General features: G+C 69.3%; 13 protein-coding genes. 8 read left to right on the top strand and 5 right to left on the bottom strand.

Annotated elements, in window-relative coordinates; all coding sequences use genetic code 11:
• Positions 1-125 precede the first annotated feature (125 nt).
• Entirely contained in the window at positions 126-1,388 is a 1,263-nt protein-coding gene (locus OG379_RS38495; RefSeq protein ID WP_405668062.1) for an ABC transporter substrate-binding protein, read from the top strand.
• Between the two features lie 131 nt (positions 1,389-1,519).
• The gene (locus OG379_RS38500; protein ID WP_405668064.1) at positions 1,520-3,994 is read left to right on the top strand and encodes a glycoside hydrolase family 3 C-terminal domain-containing protein; all 2,475 of its coding nucleotides are present in this window, start codon (positions 1,520-1,522) and stop codon (positions 3,992-3,994) included.
• 149 nt (positions 3,995-4,143) lie between these two features.
• Here the strand turns inward: OG379_RS38500 and OG379_RS38505 are convergent, their stop codons facing one another.
• Together OG379_RS38505 and OG379_RS38510 are read right to left on the bottom strand one after the other, a co-directional pair.
• The gene (locus tag OG379_RS38505; protein ID WP_405668066.1) at positions 4,144-4,716 is read right to left on the bottom strand and encodes a DoxX family protein; all 573 of its coding nucleotides are present in this window, start codon (positions 4,714-4,716) and stop codon (positions 4,144-4,146) included.
• Complete coding sequence (locus tag OG379_RS38510; RefSeq protein ID WP_405668068.1) at positions 4,676-5,509, bottom strand: helix-turn-helix transcriptional regulator; 834 nt, start codon at positions 5,507-5,509, stop codon at positions 4,676-4,678. Before OG379_RS38510 ends, OG379_RS38505 begins: the two co-directional genes overlap by 41 nt.
• 117 nt (positions 5,510-5,626) lie before the next feature.
• Here OG379_RS38510 and OG379_RS38515 point away from each other — a divergent pair, with 117 nt between their 5' ends.
• The gene (locus OG379_RS38515; RefSeq protein WP_405668070.1) at positions 5,627-6,691 is read left to right on the top strand and encodes an aldo/keto reductase; all 1,065 of its coding nucleotides are present in this window, start codon (positions 5,627-5,629) and stop codon (positions 6,689-6,691) included.
• A 369-nt stretch (positions 6,692-7,060) separates the two neighbouring features.
• Here OG379_RS38515 and OG379_RS38520 read toward each other — a convergent pair whose 3' ends face one another.
• The 3 genes from OG379_RS38520 to OG379_RS38530 all read right to left on the bottom strand — a co-directional run bounded on the left by OG379_RS38520 (position 7,061) and on the right by OG379_RS38530 (position 9,040).
• Complete coding sequence (locus tag OG379_RS38520; protein WP_405668855.1) at positions 7,061-7,306, bottom strand: hypothetical protein; 246 nt, start codon at positions 7,304-7,306, stop codon at positions 7,061-7,063.
• Complete coding sequence (locus tag OG379_RS38525) at positions 7,234-7,491, bottom strand: family 43 glycosylhydrolase (protein ID WP_405668072.1); 258 nt, start codon at positions 7,489-7,491, stop codon at positions 7,234-7,236. The genes OG379_RS38520 and OG379_RS38525 overlap by 73 nt, the downstream gene beginning before the upstream one ends.
• Before the next feature lie 79 nt (positions 7,492-7,570).
• The gene (locus tag OG379_RS38530) at positions 7,571-9,040 is read right to left on the bottom strand and encodes an MFS transporter (protein ID WP_405668074.1); all 1,470 of its coding nucleotides are present in this window, start codon (positions 9,038-9,040) and stop codon (positions 7,571-7,573) included.
• 260 nt (positions 9,041-9,300) lie between these two features.
• Here OG379_RS38530 and OG379_RS38535 point away from each other — a divergent pair, with 260 nt between their 5' ends.
• The 5 genes from OG379_RS38535 to OG379_RS38555 all read left to right on the top strand — a co-directional run bounded on the left by OG379_RS38535 (position 9,301) and on the right by OG379_RS38555 (position 14,685).
• Positions 9,301-9,927: a TetR/AcrR family transcriptional regulator gene (locus tag OG379_RS38535; protein ID WP_405668076.1), complete on the top strand. Its 627-nt coding sequence runs from the start codon at positions 9,301-9,303 to the stop codon at positions 9,925-9,927.
• 194 nt (positions 9,928-10,121) lie between these two features.
• Complete coding sequence (locus OG379_RS38540; RefSeq protein ID WP_405668077.1) at positions 10,122-12,416, top strand: family 78 glycoside hydrolase catalytic domain; 2,295 nt, start codon at positions 10,122-10,124, stop codon at positions 12,414-12,416.
• A gap of 59 nt (positions 12,417-12,475) precedes the next feature.
• A complete protein-coding gene (locus tag OG379_RS38545) occupies positions 12,476-13,732 on the top strand; it encodes a family 1 glycosylhydrolase (protein ID WP_405668078.1) in 1,257 nt (418 codons plus the stop codon).
• A 188-nt stretch (positions 13,733-13,920) separates the two neighbouring features.
• Complete coding sequence (locus tag OG379_RS38550) at positions 13,921-14,175, top strand: EF-hand domain-containing protein (protein ID WP_405668080.1); 255 nt, start codon at positions 13,921-13,923, stop codon at positions 14,173-14,175.
• Between the two features lie 357 nt (positions 14,176-14,532).
• Positions 14,533-14,685: a hypothetical protein gene (locus tag OG379_RS38555; RefSeq protein WP_405668081.1), complete on the top strand. Its 153-nt coding sequence runs from the start codon at positions 14,533-14,535 to the stop codon at positions 14,683-14,685.
• Positions 14,686-14,924 lie beyond the last annotated feature (239 nt).

Genomic DNA, 14,924 nt, shown 5'->3' on the forward strand with positions numbered 1-14,924 from the left:
GTTTGAGCAGCTCTGCCGGGACGTCGTCATCCCTCCGCAGGTGGCTTCATCCGGAGCACCCTGAGCCTCAGCCGCACTTCGGCACCGCACATCACCTTCTCCCCTTCTCCTGCACGGAGCCTGTCATGAGAATTTCCCGCCGCGTCCGTGTCACCGTCGTGATCACGAGCCTCGCCCTGAGCCTGAGCGCTTGCGGTGGGTCCGGCTCGGCAGCCACCGACGACGGCACTCTGAAGATCACCGCCAATATCACCGACCGCTCAGCCATGAAGACCGTCGTGGCGGCCTTCGAGCGGGAGAATCCGCAGGTGAAGGTCGCGGTGACCTACGCCGACACCGACCAGCTCCAGAGCACCCTCCCCGCCCAACTGTCCTCGGGCGCGGTGCCTGACGTCTTCACTGTCTGGCCCGGCTACGGCAATCCTGCCGCTTTGCGGACGCTGGAGTCCGCAGGTCGACTTGCCGATCTGTCCGGTCTGGAATTCGCGCGCAGAGTCCCGGAGGACACCAAGTGGGTGACCCGAGTCGGCGACGCCACCTATGCCGTGCCGACCAACTACAGCGGTATCGGTGCGATCTACAGCAAGAAGGCCATGCGTGACATCGGCGGCACCGCCCCGGAGACGTGGGACGAGTTGCTGCAGCTGTGCGACAAGGCCAAGGCCGGCGGCAAGGTGCTGTTTGCACTCGGTATCCAGACACCGTGGGTGACCCAGCTCGCCGATTACGCGCTGGCCGCCACAACTGTCTACGCCGACCATCCCGAGTTCGCGACGGAGATGGGCAAAGGCCGGGCCACCTTCGCCGACTCAGGCTGGAGAAAAGCGTTGGAGAAGTACGTCGAGCTCGATAAGCGGGACTGCTTCAGCAGCGATCCCTTGCGGACGAGCTACGAGACGTCCATCCAGGACGTTGCCGAGGGCAGGGCGGTGAGCGTCATACAAGTCGCCAGCAGCACCTCGGCCATCACCGCGACAGCTCCGGAACTGCAACTGGCCATGTTCGCCCTGCCCGCAAGCAACAACGCGGCACAGACCCACATGCCCGGCGCCGTCTCAGCCGCTTATGGAGTCAACTTCGACAGTGACAACAAGGAGCTGTCCATGAAGTTCGCCGAGTTCCTCGGGTCCGACACAGGCCAGAACCTCTACAACCAGGACAGTGGCACCCTGCCTGCCATCCCCAACGACCGCTTCACGGCCGACCCCGTTCTCAAGGAACTGGTCGCACACCAGAAGGCCGGCACCACCGTGCCCTTCATGGATCAGCTGTGGCCCAACCCTCAGGTCCAGCAGGAGCACTTCACCCAGATCCAGAAGCTGTTTTCCGGGCGCACCGATATCGATGGCGTCCTTGCCGCCCTCGATGAGGTCTACCAGGAGGGATAGGCCGCCGGTGCCGTGCCCAAGTGGCGCGCGCCAGTGAGCAACCCTTCATTTCTGCAAGGTGCGGCGTCCCGCTGCTCGCGCCGACCAAGGTGCTGTTCAGTCCTGTCCCGATTCCTCACGGAAGAGCCGCCATGAATCGTCGTACGTTTCTCTCAGCCGCTGTCCTCACCGCCCTGACCTGCGGCATCGCACCGGCCGCCGCAGCGCCCCGCCGTACCGCGGGTGCCGCCCCCGACAGCAGGGCCGTCGCCCTCCTGGCCAGGATGACCGCCGCGCAGAAAGAGGCACTCGTCCGCTGCGACTTCGCAGCCCTGAGCTCCCTCGGCATACCCGCCCTGACCATGGTGGACGCCTCAGCCGGCCTGCGCGGGGAAACCGGCGTCACCGCCTTCCCCGTCCCCCTCGCACAGGCCGCGACATTCGATGCCGGCCTCGCCGGCCGACTTGGCCGGGCGCTGGGCGCCGAAGGACGCGCCAAGGGTTACAACAACCTTCTGGGCCCCACCGTCGACACCGCCCGCACCTGGCACTTCGGCCGACAGGCCGAGAGCATGGGGGAGGACCCGCTCCTCTCCGGCACCCTCGGCGCGGCGCTGACCCGGCATATCCAGGAACAGCACGTCGTCGCCACCCTCAAGCACTTCAGCGCGTACACCCAGGAAGTCAACCGCTTCTTCGTCGACGCGCAGATCTCTGACCGGGCACTGCACGAGATCTACCACGCCGCCTTCGAGCGCATCATCGACGCCGTACCCGTCACCTCGGTGATGATGGCCTACCCCAAGATCAACGGGACGTTCGCCACCCAGAGCCCCGCGCTGTTCAACGACCTCAAGAAGACCATCGGCCTCGAGGGCTACACCGTCCCCGACTTCTGGGCCGGCGACGACCCCGTGGGAGCCGTCAAGGCAGGCTTGGACCTGGGCGGACTTGGCCCCGGTGGCGTGAAGATACCTGTCGGCGGCCTCACCGACGGCAGCGTCCCCACCGCCCGCCTGGACGACGCCGCCCTGCGCATCCTCAACACCATGTATGTCAACGGCCTGTTCGACCACCCCGTACCGGCGCCCGCCGCCGACGTCAGCACCCAGGCACACAAGGACCTCGCCCACGACCTCGCCGTCAACTCCACGGTCCTGCTCACCAACCGCAGCCAGGCCCTCCCGCTGACCTCCACCGTCAAGTCGCTGGCGGTGATCGGCCCGGCCGAGAACACCGCCCTGACAGGCGTCTCCGGCTCCACCTACGTAAACCCCGGAACCTGGACCACCCCGCTGGCGGCCATCAAGGACCGGGCCGGCACCGGAATCACCGTCACCTACCGCCAGGGAACCGTCGGAGACATCCCCCTCACCGCCGTTCCGGCGACGGTGCTGCGTACAGCCTCCGGTGCGGCGGGGCTGACCGGCAGCTTCTACGCCGCGGCCCAGCCGTCCGGTACTCCCGTCGCCACACGGGTCAGTGCCGGTATCGACTTCACCAGTGCGCCCGTGGACGGTCTGCCCGCCGTATGGTCGGCCCGCTGGAGCGGCACCCTCACGCCGACCGCCACCGGCCTGCACCGTTTCTCGCTGCTGCCCTCAGGCACCACCAAGCTCGTCATCAACGGCAAGACGGTCATCTCCGGCACCCGCCACAGCCGCCGGTTCTTCCTCGGGCCGTACGACTATCCGCTCCAGGGCGCCATCGACCTCACAGCCGGGAAGGCGGTGAGCATCAGCGTCGAATACAGCAACAGCACCGCCGACACCGGTACCTGCGGCCTCACCCTCGGCTGGCAGCCCAAGTCCCTCATACCCGAGGCGGTCGCCGCAGCCCGGACCAGCGACGCCGCCGTCGTCATCGTCAACCGGGTCGCGGGCGAGGACATGGACCACGGCTCCCTCGACCTGCCGGGCGACCAGGACAAACTCATTGCCGACGTCGCAGCAGCCAACTCCCGCACCATCGTCGTCCTGAACACCGACGGCCCCGTCGCCATGCCGTGGATCAACGATGTCGAAGCGGTCGTCCAGCTCTGGTACGCCGGACGCGCCACGGGCACCGCATTGGCAGCCGTCCTCTTCGGTGACGCAGACCCTTCAGGCCGCCTTCCGGTCACCTTTCCCGTCGCGGTGTCCCAGGGACCCGGGGCCACACAGGCCACCTACCCGGGCAACGGCCCCACGGTCTCCCACAGTGAGGGTCACCTGGTCGGCTACCGCTACTACGACGCGAAGAACCAGAGCCCGCTGTTCCCCTTCGGGCACGGCTTGTCCTACACCACCTTCAACCTCGGCTCCTTGGAAACGTCCTACAACGCAGCGACCAAGACGCTGACTGCCGCCGTCACCCTCACCAACTCCGGATCCCGCGAAGGTACCGAAGTCGTGCAGCTCTACGCGGGGCTGCCTGCCGGCGCCCAAGCCGAGCCACGGCGACTGATCGGATTCCGCAAGGTCACGCTCGCCTCCGGCGCAAGCACCCGGATCACCTTCAGCGTTTCTGCCCGCGACCTGTCGGTGTGGGCTGCCGGCGCCTGGAAACTCACCCCCGGCTCCTACACCATCCACGCCGGCCGGTCCTCACGCAGCCTGTCTGTACAGCGCCTCGTCACCGTCAGCTGAGCCGAATGAACCCTGCCCGGGGTGACAGACTCTGCAGAGGCAGGATCTTGATGGTGATTCCTGCGCGCGAGCGTCACGTCGGCCTTCACGTCCATGCTCGTCGTGAAGGCCGGCTGGGCTGGACGAAGGCCGTGGTTCAGCCGGAACGTCTACAAGGGCACCACCGGGTCGAACGAGGTGTTCTCGTTCCTCCGGATCACCCAATCCACCTCCGGCACCTGGACGTGAACGCGGTCCTCCGCCGGACCGCCCACACCAAGGGCTGGATCTCCGGCACCGCCGAGGTCCGGGCCCTCGACGAGGTGTACGTGGGCACCCAGCGCGCCCGGTTCACCGCCGTCGTCGGCCCCTCCGGGTCGGGCGAGTCGACCCTGATGCGCTGTGCAGCCGGACTCCGTGAGGACGGCTGCCGGTGGTGCGCCCTTGTAGTCGCCGACGCGCAGGTGTGCGGCGACCGCGCCGATGAAGCAGAGCGTCAGGCCGACGGCGGCGGCGATCCCGGGAGGGCCCCGCCAGAGTCCGTCCTCGGCGACCTGGTGTTCGCTGTCCGGCGCGGCAGGTCTGTCATCCCGGCATGCTTCAGGGCCGGATCTCGCCGATGGATTCCGAAACGCGCCGGAGAGACAGTTCGACCATGCCGGAACGTCGGCTGGACTCAGTGCACGAAGGGACGGTTCGACCTCACCGAGCGCACAACCGGTCCAATGCCGACTGGCTCTCATCGTCCGCCGCGCGGCAGATCATCAACCGCTGGTCCGGATTTTGGAGAGGCATAAGCACTTCGAAGTGCACGGCGATCACACCGGCGTCCGGATGCCGCATCACCTTGTGTCCGCGGCCGTTGACCTTGATGTCTTGCTCGGCCCACAATTGCGCGAATTCCTCGCTATGGGTGGTGCATTCGGTGATGAGGTCGGTCAACGCCTGGTCCTCCGGGTGCGCGGCCCACGCTGCGCGCAGATGGGCGATTCCCTCCCGCACGACGCGTTCGCGGTCGACATAGAACTCGCGTATTTCCGGGTGTACCAGGCACAGCCACATCGCATTGCGCTGCGACGGCGGGAGGCTGTCGAAATCCAGCAGCAGCCTCGCCATTTCACCGTTCCAGGCCAGGACGTCGTAGCGGTGGTTCATCAGCATGGCCGGCAGCGGCGACAGGTCGTCGACCAGCCGGGCCAGCGGCGGCGCTGCAGCGGTGGCGGGCCTGTCGGCGTTGCGGGGGCGCTGCTGGGTCAGGTTGAAGAGGTAGGCGCGTTCGTCGGGGGCCAGGCGCAGCGCCCGGGAGAGCGCCTCCACCACGTTCGCTGAGGGCCGCAGCCCGCGGGCCTGTTCCAGCCGCACGATGTAGTCGATGCTGACCCCGGCCAGTTCGGCGACCTCTTCGCGGCGCAGCCCCGGGGTCCGCCGGGCCTGCTGACGCGACGGCAGGTTGAAATCGCGCGGGTCCAGGCGTTCGCGCCGGGTCCGCAGGAACGCGGCCAGCTCCTGTGCCGTGTCCACGGTGGGGGTCATCATGTTTGATCCAACAGTCAGGGTAGGACTGGTGTTCCCAGGAACTTCTTTCCCTTATCCCCGGCTCGCGGCCGTCACAGACTTGTTCCCGACGACGGATCACAAGCACAGGAGGACACGATGTCGCTCACCCTCGACACCTATCGACTACTGGGCCGCTCCGGGCTGCGGGTCTCACCGCTGGCGCTGGGCGCGGCGACCTTCGGCACCGAGTGGGGCTGGGGCGCCGAGCAGGACGAGGCGCGTAAGCTGTTCGACCTTTACGTCGAGCGCGGCGGGAACTTCATCGACACCGCCAACACCTACACCAATGGCAGCTCCGAGCGCCTGCTGGGCGAATTCACCCGTGACAACCGCGAAAGCCTGGTGCTGGCAACGAAATACACCACGCTGCGCCGGCCCGGCGACCCGAATTCCGGGGGCCCTCACCGCAAGAGCCTGTTCGCGTCGGTGGAATCCAGTCTGCGACAGCTGAATACGGACTACATCGATCTGCTCTACCTGCACGTGTGGGATTTCACCACACCGGTCGAGGAGATCCTGCGCGGCATGGACGATCTGGTCCGGCAGGGCAAGGTCTTGTACGTGGCGATCTCCAACGCCCCGGCCTGGCAGGTATCGCGCATGCAGGCGATCGCCGACCTGCGCGGCTGGTCACCGCTGGTCGCCCTGCAGATCGAATTCAGCCTGATCGAGCGTACCGGGGAGCGTGACCTGATCCCCATGGCTCGCGAGATGGGGTTGGGCGTAGTGCCGTACTCGCCACTCGCCGGCGGGGTGCTCACCGGTAAGTACAGCCGCGACGACCTGACCGCGACGAACGCCGCGGTCGACGACGGCACCCGCAAGAGTTTCAACATCGTCAACGGGGGGCTCACCGAACGCAACTTGGACATCGCTGATGCCGTGAAGGAGGTCGCCACCGAGCTGGACCGCACCACCGCCCAGGTCGGGCTGGCCTGGACCCTGCAGAACCCGGATGTGACGGCATCGCTCATCGGCGCCCGCACTCCGGCGCAGCTGGAGGACAATCTGGGCGCCTTGGAAGTCGACTTCACGGCCTCCCAGCTGGCCCGCCTCGATGAGGCCGGCGCGATCGGACTCGGCTTCCCGCACGACATGCTCGCCAGTGACAGGATGCGCGCGGTGACCCACGGCGACCTTAAGGTCGAAACCCGCCGCTGACACCCGATCAAGCCCCGGGGCAGTACTACCGCCGCCCTCTGGGTGATCATCGGCATGCCTCTGGCGTGCGACCGGGAAGCTCACCCGCCCTACCGGCGCCCCCACCGCCGACGAGGTCCTGGAGGACCTGCGGGCCCTGGCCGCCCACCTCCCCGAGAAGGCTTGAGCCCCAGGCGCACGAATGGAGCCCCACTCAAGCTGGGCGGGACCCCGTTCGTACGAGACTTGGTGCGCGGCGAGGATCATTCGCCATGGCCCGCTGTGAAGGCCGCGAGCGGCCCCAAGCGGTGGGCTTCACGTCGAAGGTGGGGGAGGCGTTGCCAGTTGATGACGACTCCTGGTATGCGGTCGCCGGCCCGTCACCGCCGATCACGCCGTCTCGTAGCGGCGTTGCTGGCGCCGGCCGACGAGGACGGGGCCGCGCGGCGCCGTGAGCCGCCCGCCCCGCACGTCCGGGATCCAGACCGGATACGACCAGGGTCCCGCCGGATCCACGGCGTTGACCAGGAACGTCCTGGGTGCGCCGGCGAGGAGGGCGCAGATCATCCAGAAGCGGACGGCGTGGTGGCGCGGGGTCGGCGCGACGATGTCGGACGACGCAGGGGCACCGTCCACGGCAACTGGCCCGGCCGGTCAAGCACATGGCCGATCTCCCAGGTCCGCAGGTCGGTCGACCGGTGGAGAGGCACGCCCGGCGCGACCTCGAAGCTGGAGTTGGCCAGATAGTAGTGGCCTCCCACCAGGCAGACGCTGGGGTCGGGGTGGAAACCCGGGAGCACCGGACGGACAGGGAACGTCATGACGAGGTCTTCCCGTTGGTCGATCGGAATGGGCGGCGGAACACGGTGGGGCTCAGGCAGTGCCCGGGCCCCACCGGGCTCAGGCGGGCAGCGCGTCCACCTTCTCCGGGTCACGCAGCGGGGGAATGAAGAGCGACAGCACGAGCGCCACCAGGCTGACCAGGGCGCCGAGCCAGAAGACCCAGGCGTATCCGGCGTCCTGGTAGAAGGCGGTGCCGTCGAGCACGGTGCTGTGGGCGTTGAGGAAGGCGTAGGCGCCGGCGGTGACGATGGCGCCGAACAGGCTGATCAGCATGTTGAGCATGCCACTGCCGAGTCCCTGCTCGTCGCGGGAGACCACGCCCACCACGAGTACCGGTGCCAGGGACACGACGAGGCCGGCGCCGAGGTTGGCCAGGCAGGAGGTCAGGATGAGTTGCGTCTCGTTGCTGTGGAAGAAACCGGCCAGGGTGTACCCGAACGCCATCACGCCCACGCCGGCGCACCAGATCCGGCGCGGGTCGAGGTGTCCCAGGAAGCGGCTGACCAGCATGCCGGTGGCGAACATGACGACGTTCCAGCTCACGCTGACCACGGCGTTGTGCTGTGCCGTCCAGCCCAGCCCCGCGGACAAGCCGGGGATGTGCGGGTAAAGGGCGAGCAGGATGGCCAGGCCGGGCATGGTGAACGCGACCGTCTGGGCGAGGCCGCCGACGGTCAGGGCCAGCGCCACCGGGCGGCGTCGCAGCACGTTCAGGTCCAGAATCGGGTGGCTGCTGGACCGCTCGACGAAGAAGAAGATGATCAGCGCCGCGACCCCGACGGCGAGCCAGCCGAGGGTGCGGCCGTCCGCCCAGCCCCAGCTCTGGCCCTGACCGACGCCGTAGACCAGGGCGGTCAGACCGCCGCCGAGCACCAGGCCGCCGAGCCAGTCGAAGCCGGACCGCAGGGCGTGCCGCGGCGTCTCCGGCACCAGCAGGGCCACCAGCGCGAAGGCGAGAGCCGTCGCTGCGGCGAGGAACCACAGGGCACCGCGGAAGCCCCAGCTGTCGACCAGCCAGCCCGCCAGGAAGGGTGCCCCGAGGCCCACCAGTCCGACGCTGCTGCCCATGATGGCGCTGGCCGGCTTGACGAGCCGGGGCGGGAAGACGTCACGGACCGCGGCGAAGGACAGGGCGCCGAAGGGACCGTAGAACCCGGCGACCGCGCGGCCCACCAGCACCAGCCAGAAGCTGCCCGCGCAGGCCGCGAGGGCCTCTCCGAGAGCCCCCAGTGCGGTCATGGCGAGCATGACGCGCTTCTTGCCGTACAGGTCACCCAGCTTGATCACGAAGGGGGTGAGCAGGGTGGAGACCAGAGTGAGGGTCAGTCCGAACCACGCCACCTGGGTGGTGTGGAAGGTCTGCGCGACACTCGCGGTGGCATTGGCGCCCAGGATGCCCCCGGCGGCCAGCAACTGGGTGGGCCACGCGAGCGCGATCAGCAGCGCGACCAGCCGGAGGTTCCACCGTCCGTCGGTGGTGGCCGGAGGCGCGGTGTCGAGTGAGGGGCTTGGTGACGTCGGTGTCATGCCAGCCCTCCTTTCACGGAGGTGCCGAAGGGAGTTGAGAGGCGCGTGGGGGAGCGCGGAGGATCGAACCCGCCGTTACACGTCGCTCACCGGGAGGTGACAGCGCGGCAATCCGTCATCGCGTGACGTCGATGATGACCCGAACACCTAGTGCTCGCTAGGTATCTGGGTAGTGACCCATGTCACATAGGTGAAGGGCGGGGAGCGGATGGTCCGCACCTCCCGGCGCCCCGACGCCCCGCCCCGGTACCTTGTGATCCATGGCGACACCCAGGGGGCCCCGCGGCCGATACGCCGCCGGCCGGGCCCGGCGCACCCAGATCCTCGACGCGGCACTCGTGCGATTCGGGCAGGACGGCTACCGCAAGACCTCCCTGGCCCGTATCGCCCGGGACGCGGAGATCACCGACGCGGGACTCCTCCACCACTTCCGGGACAAGCAGCAGCTCCTGCTTGCGGTGATCGAGCACTGGCACGAGCGCATGGACCGGCAGTGGGAGCGGGTGGTGTCCGACTCGGTGCGGGACGCGTTCCGCTGCCACCTGGAGGACACCGCGGAGACGCTGACCATGCCCGGCATGATCGAACTCGCCGTCGTGGTCGCCGCCGAGGCCACCTCGCCCGACCATCCTGCCCACGCCTTCTTCGCCCGCTGGCAGGAGAAGGGCGTGCAGGAACTCACCGAGCGGTTGCGGGTCGGCACCGAGAAGGGCGAGCTCAAGCCCGGCCTGGACCACGAGGGCATCGCCCGCGAGTGCGCCGCCCTGGACGCCGGACTCCGTCAGCAGTGGCTCACCACGGACCGCTCCTTCGACCTGATCGCGGCCATGCGGGGGCACTTGGACCGGCTCATGCGGTCCATCTCCGCGGACGGGCTGGGCTTGTGAGGTTCCGCTCCACGTCGTGAGGTGAAACCGATGCCGCACGGCGACGGCTCGACGGCCATGTATTTGTCATGAGCACGCCAGGGTTTTCTCGGCAGGTGTGGCGCAGGTCACCTTCTCCAATGCCTAGTAATCACTAAGCATTGGGCGCATGATCGACCCCGCACCACTGACACCCGGCGCAGAAAGAGGCCGACATGCCCGACTCCTGGACAGCTCACGCCATTTCCTCAGGCAGAGCAGGATCCACCGCCCCCGCAGCCGGCCGCCCGGCCGACCTGCTGCGCGGGGAGTTCACGGTGCGCGGCGCCGTGGCCGCTGCCGAACTCGCCGTCACCGCGCTCGGTGTATACGAACTGGAGATCAACGGCGCGGTGGTGGGCGATCACGCCCTCGCCCCCGGGTGGACGAGCTACCGCCATCGGCACCGCTACCAGGTCTTCGACGTCACCGCCCTGCTCACGGATGGCGCCAACGCCTGGGGTGCGCACGTCGCCGACGGCTGGTACCGGGGCCTGCTCGGCTTCAACGGCGGCACCCGCGACATCTACGGCGACCGCACAGGACTCCTGGCGGAACTGCGCATCACGTACACCGACGGCACCGCGGACACCGTCACCACCGGCGCCGACTGGCGCTGGAGCCCGGGCCCCGTCACGGCCTCCGGCCTGTACGAGGGCGAGGAGTACGACGCCCGCCGGGAACCGGCGGGGTGGAGCGAGCCCGGCTTCGACGACTCGGCATGGCAGCCGGTCCAGGTACTGGAGTTCGACACCTCTGTCCTCTTCCGGGCCGACAGCCCTCCGGTGCGCCGCACGGAGTACGTCGCACCGGCCGCCGTCACGACCTCGCCGACCGGCCGCACGGTCATCGACTTCGGCCAGAACCTGGTCGGCAGACTCCGCATCCGCGTGCGCGGCGCGGCCGGTCATACCGTCACCCTGCGCCACACCGAGGTGCTGGAGAACGGCGATCTGTGCACCCGGCCGCTGCGCCACGCCACCGCGACCGACCGGTATACCCTGCGCGGTGACGTCGACGGCGAGGAATGGGAGCCCCGCTTCACCTTCCACGGCTTCCGCCACGCCGAGATCGAGAACTGGCCGGGCGCCCTCGACCCCGCCGACGTCACCGCCGTGGTCCTGCACAGCGACCTGCGCCGCACCGGCTGGTTCTCCTGTTCCGACGACTCCCTGAACCGGCTCCACGACAACGTCGTGTGGGGCATGCGCGGCAACTTCCTCGACGTGCCCACCGACTGTCCGCAGCGTGACGAACGCCTCGGCTGGACCGGTGACGTCCAGGTCTTCGCCCCCACCGCCTCCTTCCTGTACGACGTCGGGGACTTCCTGCGCTCCTGGCTGCGCGACCTGGCAGCCGACCAGAGCACGGACCCCGACGGCATCCCCCCGGTGTTCAGCCCCGACATCCCCGTGGTCGTCCCCGTCCCCCTGCCGTCCGGGAATCCGCCCATGGCCGGCTGGTGCGACGCCGCCGTGATCGTGCCGTGGGTCCTGTACGAGCGCTACGGCGACGCCCAGGTCCTGCGCGACCAGTACCCCTCCATGCGCGCCTGGGTCGACGCCGTCGAGCGCCTCGCCGGCCCCGGCAGAGTGTGGGGCGAGGGCTTCCAGTTCGGCGACTGGCTGGACCCGGCCGCGCCGGCGGACGACCCCGGGCGGGCCATGACCCCGCCCACCCTCGTGGCCACCGCCTGCTTCGCCCACTCCGCCCGGCTGCTGGCCCGCACGGCGGAGGTCCTGGAGGACAAGGCGGACGCCGACCGGTATGACGCTCTGGCCGACTCCGTCCGCGCCGCCTTCCGCGACCGCTTCCACACCGGCGGTGGCGTGCTGGAGGAGGAGACGCAGACCGCGTACGCCCTCGCCCTGTGCTTCCGGCTGCTGGAGGACGACGAGCGGGCGGAGGCGGGGCGGAGGCTCGCGGAGCTCGTGACCGAGGGCGGCTTCCGCATCGGCACCGGATTCCTCGGCACTCCTCTGGTGTGCGACGCGCTCACGGAGACGGGGCACACGGAAACCGCGTACCGGCTGCTGACGCAGAGGTCGTGCCCGTCCTGGCTCTACCAGGTCGACATGGGTGCGACAACGGTCTGGGAACGCTGGGACAGCCTGCGACCCGACGGCACCGTGAACCCCGGCGACATGACGTCCTTCAACCACTACGCCCTGGGTGCGGTCGCCGACTGGATGCACCGCACCGTCGCCGGCCTGGCGCCCGCCGAGCCCGGCTACCGTCGGCTGCTGATCCGGCCCCGTCCCGGCGGCGGCCTCACCTGGGCCGGCGCCGAGCACGACACCCCGTTCGGCCGGGTCGAGACGGGATGGCAGCTCACCGGAGGCACGCTTCTGGTCGACCTCCTCGTGCCACCCCACGTCACCGCGCTGGTCGATCTGCCGGGCACGGATCCGGTGGAGGTGGGCCGTGGTCGGCACTCCTTCCACACCCCGTTCCCCGAGGCCGCGCGGTGACGCCCGGGAGACCGGCCTCCCCCCACGACCTGCTCACCGGACCAGTACAAGGAACACTCATGACACACATCAGCCTGCCCGACGGCTTCCTGTGGGGCGTCGCCACCGCGGGGCACCAGAACGAAGGCGACAACGTCGCCAGTGACACCTGGTTCCTCGAGCACACGAGCCCCTCACTGTTCCGTGAGCCGAGCGGTCCGGGCTGCCGCGGCTACCAGCAGTGGACTTCGGACCTCGATCTCGTCGCGGGACTCGGACTCAACGCCTTCCGGTTCTCCGTCGAATGGGCACGGGTCGAGCCCGAGCGCGGCGTGGTCTCCGCCGAGGCCCTGGACCACTACGAGCAGGTGGTCGACGGCTGCCTGGAGCGTGGCCTCGCACCCGTTGTGACGTTCAATCACTTCACCTCACCGCACTGGTTCGCGGCAGCCGGTTCGTGGACCGCCGCCGACGCCCCGGCACGGTTCGCCGAGCAGTGCGACCGCGTGACGGCGCGCTTCGGTGACCGGCTCGCGTACGCCGTCACCCTCAACGAACCCAACCTCGAACAGCTGCTGCAGGCCGGCGCGAAACTTCCCCCGGAGGCGGAGGCGCTCAAGAAGCAGATGCTCGCGGCGGCGGCACAGGCCGCCAGAAGCACCACCTATGCCAGCGCCAACGTCATCCCCGCCGACCGGCAGGACGAGTTCCAGGAGGCGTTCACCCGCGCCCACCGCGCTGCCCGCGAAGCGATCAAGGCCCGCCGCGGCGACCTTCCCGTCGGCGTGTCCATCGCCATCGCCGACGAGGTCGCCACCCCCGGCGGCGAGGAACGCCGGGACGCCAAGCGGGCCGCCGTCTACGATCACTGGCTGCGCGAGGCGCGCCACGACGACTTCATCGGCGTGCAGAACTACGAGCGCATCCTGCACGGCCCCGACGGCGAGGTGGCGGTCGAGGGCGAGCTCAACGGCATGGGCACCGCCATCGCGCCCGGCTCCCTGGCAGGCGCGGTGCGCTACGCCCACGAGGTCGCGGAGGTGCCGGTCCTGGTGACCGAGCACGGCATCCAGACCTCGGACGACGCCCAACGCTCCGCATTCATCCCCGCGGCCCTCGAAGGGCTCGTGGCCGAGATCGGCGCGGGTACGCCCGTCCTCGGTTACTGCCACTGGACGCTCATGGACAACTTCGAGTGGATCTTCGGTTACGGCGCTCAGCTCGGGCTCCACGAGGTCGACCGCGAGACCTTCGTCCGCCGTCCTAAGCCGAGCGCGACGGCCTACGCCGACGTCGTGCGCAGCCATCGTGGCGTGCCCGCCGACAGCCGGAACTGAACGGCGGCCTGCCGGGAGCGACCCTCGCGCAACGTCTCGGACAGTGAGCACAGGCCCTCCGGTCAGCTCTCGTACCTGGGCGTCCGGTCCGCCACGCGGACGGGGAACCCGGGCGGGAGCGGAGGCGTTGTCGCTGCGAGCGGGGTGGGGCCGCCCGTCCCGCCGACGAGGGGAACGAGGACGACGTGATGAGCGACAAGGCCCGGAGGCTGTTCGAGGCGCTCGACCTCGACCACGACGGAACCCTGACCCGCGAAGAGGTGATCAGCGCCTTGCGGACGAAGGGCCCGTCCCTGGCCGCGGCGGGGGACCTGCCGTTCTGGGGCGTGGGTGACGCCGACGCCTCTTCCGCCCTGTTCGACGCGGCCGACCGGAACGGGGACGCCGTGGTGACCCTGGAGGAGTTCGCGGCAGTGGTGGACCACCGTTTCGGCTGGCACTGACGCCCGGACCACCGCCGGGGCGATTCCCGTCCCGCGTGGTCAGGCTCGCCCGGTGGCGTGACGCTGGAGGGGCAAGGTGTCGGAGGGCATTCCATGAGGGCCGATGGGACGGGACGTCCCGGCGCTGGGCGTTGGACGCGACCACGGATGTCGACAGCAGGCTGGCAGCTGCCCGCCTGCGCTTGTCGTAGCGGGTGCCTGGGCCGTTACGACACCGCCGGCGCCTACGACTGGTGGGGAAGACGACCCCGCTGAGACCCGGCCCGGCCCGGGGCCTCGCCGCCCACCACTGCGGCCGGCCCGGACCACCCCTGGACCGGCGTTCGCTTCACCGAGTCCTGGAGCAGCCGCACTCCCTTGGAGCCGGTCCTGGTTGCTCCCGTCCTCGTCGCCGACGTGTCACAGGACCACGGGGTGTGGCGCCACCCGCTGCGTTACGTACGGCTCCGTCCGGACGCGGCCGGAACCGACGTCCCCCTGTTCGGTCAGACGCAGTGGCTGCACGGGTGAGCGGCGAGTCGGTCGGACCTGCGCACCGTCAGGGCGGATGAGCCGTTGCCGGGACGTTCTCGGTTGCGCGACCGCTCGCGGGGGCAGGCGCCGGCGAGTTGCTGTCTCGAGGCCTGCAGAGACCGCTTACCACGACGAACTTGGCGACTACTTCGCTAAGAACGCCGGCAGCAGCCCCTACCACGCACACGCCGACCGGCCCGCGATGCTCGCACTGGCAGGAGACATTGCCGGGCTGA

The organism is Streptomyces sp. NBC_01166 (genome assembly GCF_045039765.1).
In the GTDB taxonomy this organism is placed as follows: Bacteria; Actinomycetota; Actinomycetes; order Streptomycetales; family Streptomycetaceae; genus Streptomyces.

Coding starts and splice junctions, on each gene's coding strand:
- OG379_RS38540 (WP_405668077.1), top strand. CDS start 10,122: ATGCCCGACTCCTGGACAGCTCACGCCATTTCCTCAGGCAGAGCAGGA.
- OG379_RS38530 (WP_405668074.1), bottom strand. CDS start 9,040: ATGACACCGACGTCACCAAGCCCCTCACTCGACACCGCGCCTCCGGCC.
- OG379_RS38515 (WP_405668070.1), top strand. CDS start 5,627: ATGTCGCTCACCCTCGACACCTATCGACTACTGGGCCGCTCCGGGCTG.
- OG379_RS38500 (WP_405668064.1), top strand. CDS start 1,520: ATGAATCGTCGTACGTTTCTCTCAGCCGCTGTCCTCACCGCCCTGACC.
- OG379_RS38505 (WP_405668066.1), bottom strand. CDS start 4,716: ATGAGAGCCAGTCGGCATTGGACCGGTTGTGCGCTCGGTGAGGTCGAA.
- OG379_RS38510 (WP_405668068.1), bottom strand. CDS start 5,509: ATGATGACCCCCACCGTGGACACGGCACAGGAGCTGGCCGCGTTCCTG.
- OG379_RS38550 (WP_405668080.1), top strand. CDS start 13,921: ATGAGCGACAAGGCCCGGAGGCTGTTCGAGGCGCTCGACCTCGACCAC.
- OG379_RS38545 (WP_405668078.1), top strand. CDS start 12,476: ATGACACACATCAGCCTGCCCGACGGCTTCCTGTGGGGCGTCGCCACC.
- OG379_RS38525 (WP_405668072.1), bottom strand. CDS start 7,491: ATGACGTTCCCTGTCCGTCCGGTGCTCCCGGGTTTCCACCCCGACCCC.
- OG379_RS38535 (WP_405668076.1), top strand. CDS start 9,301: ATGGCGACACCCAGGGGGCCCCGCGGCCGATACGCCGCCGGCCGGGCC.
- OG379_RS38495 (WP_405668062.1), top strand. CDS start 126: ATGAGAATTTCCCGCCGCGTCCGTGTCACCGTCGTGATCACGAGCCTC.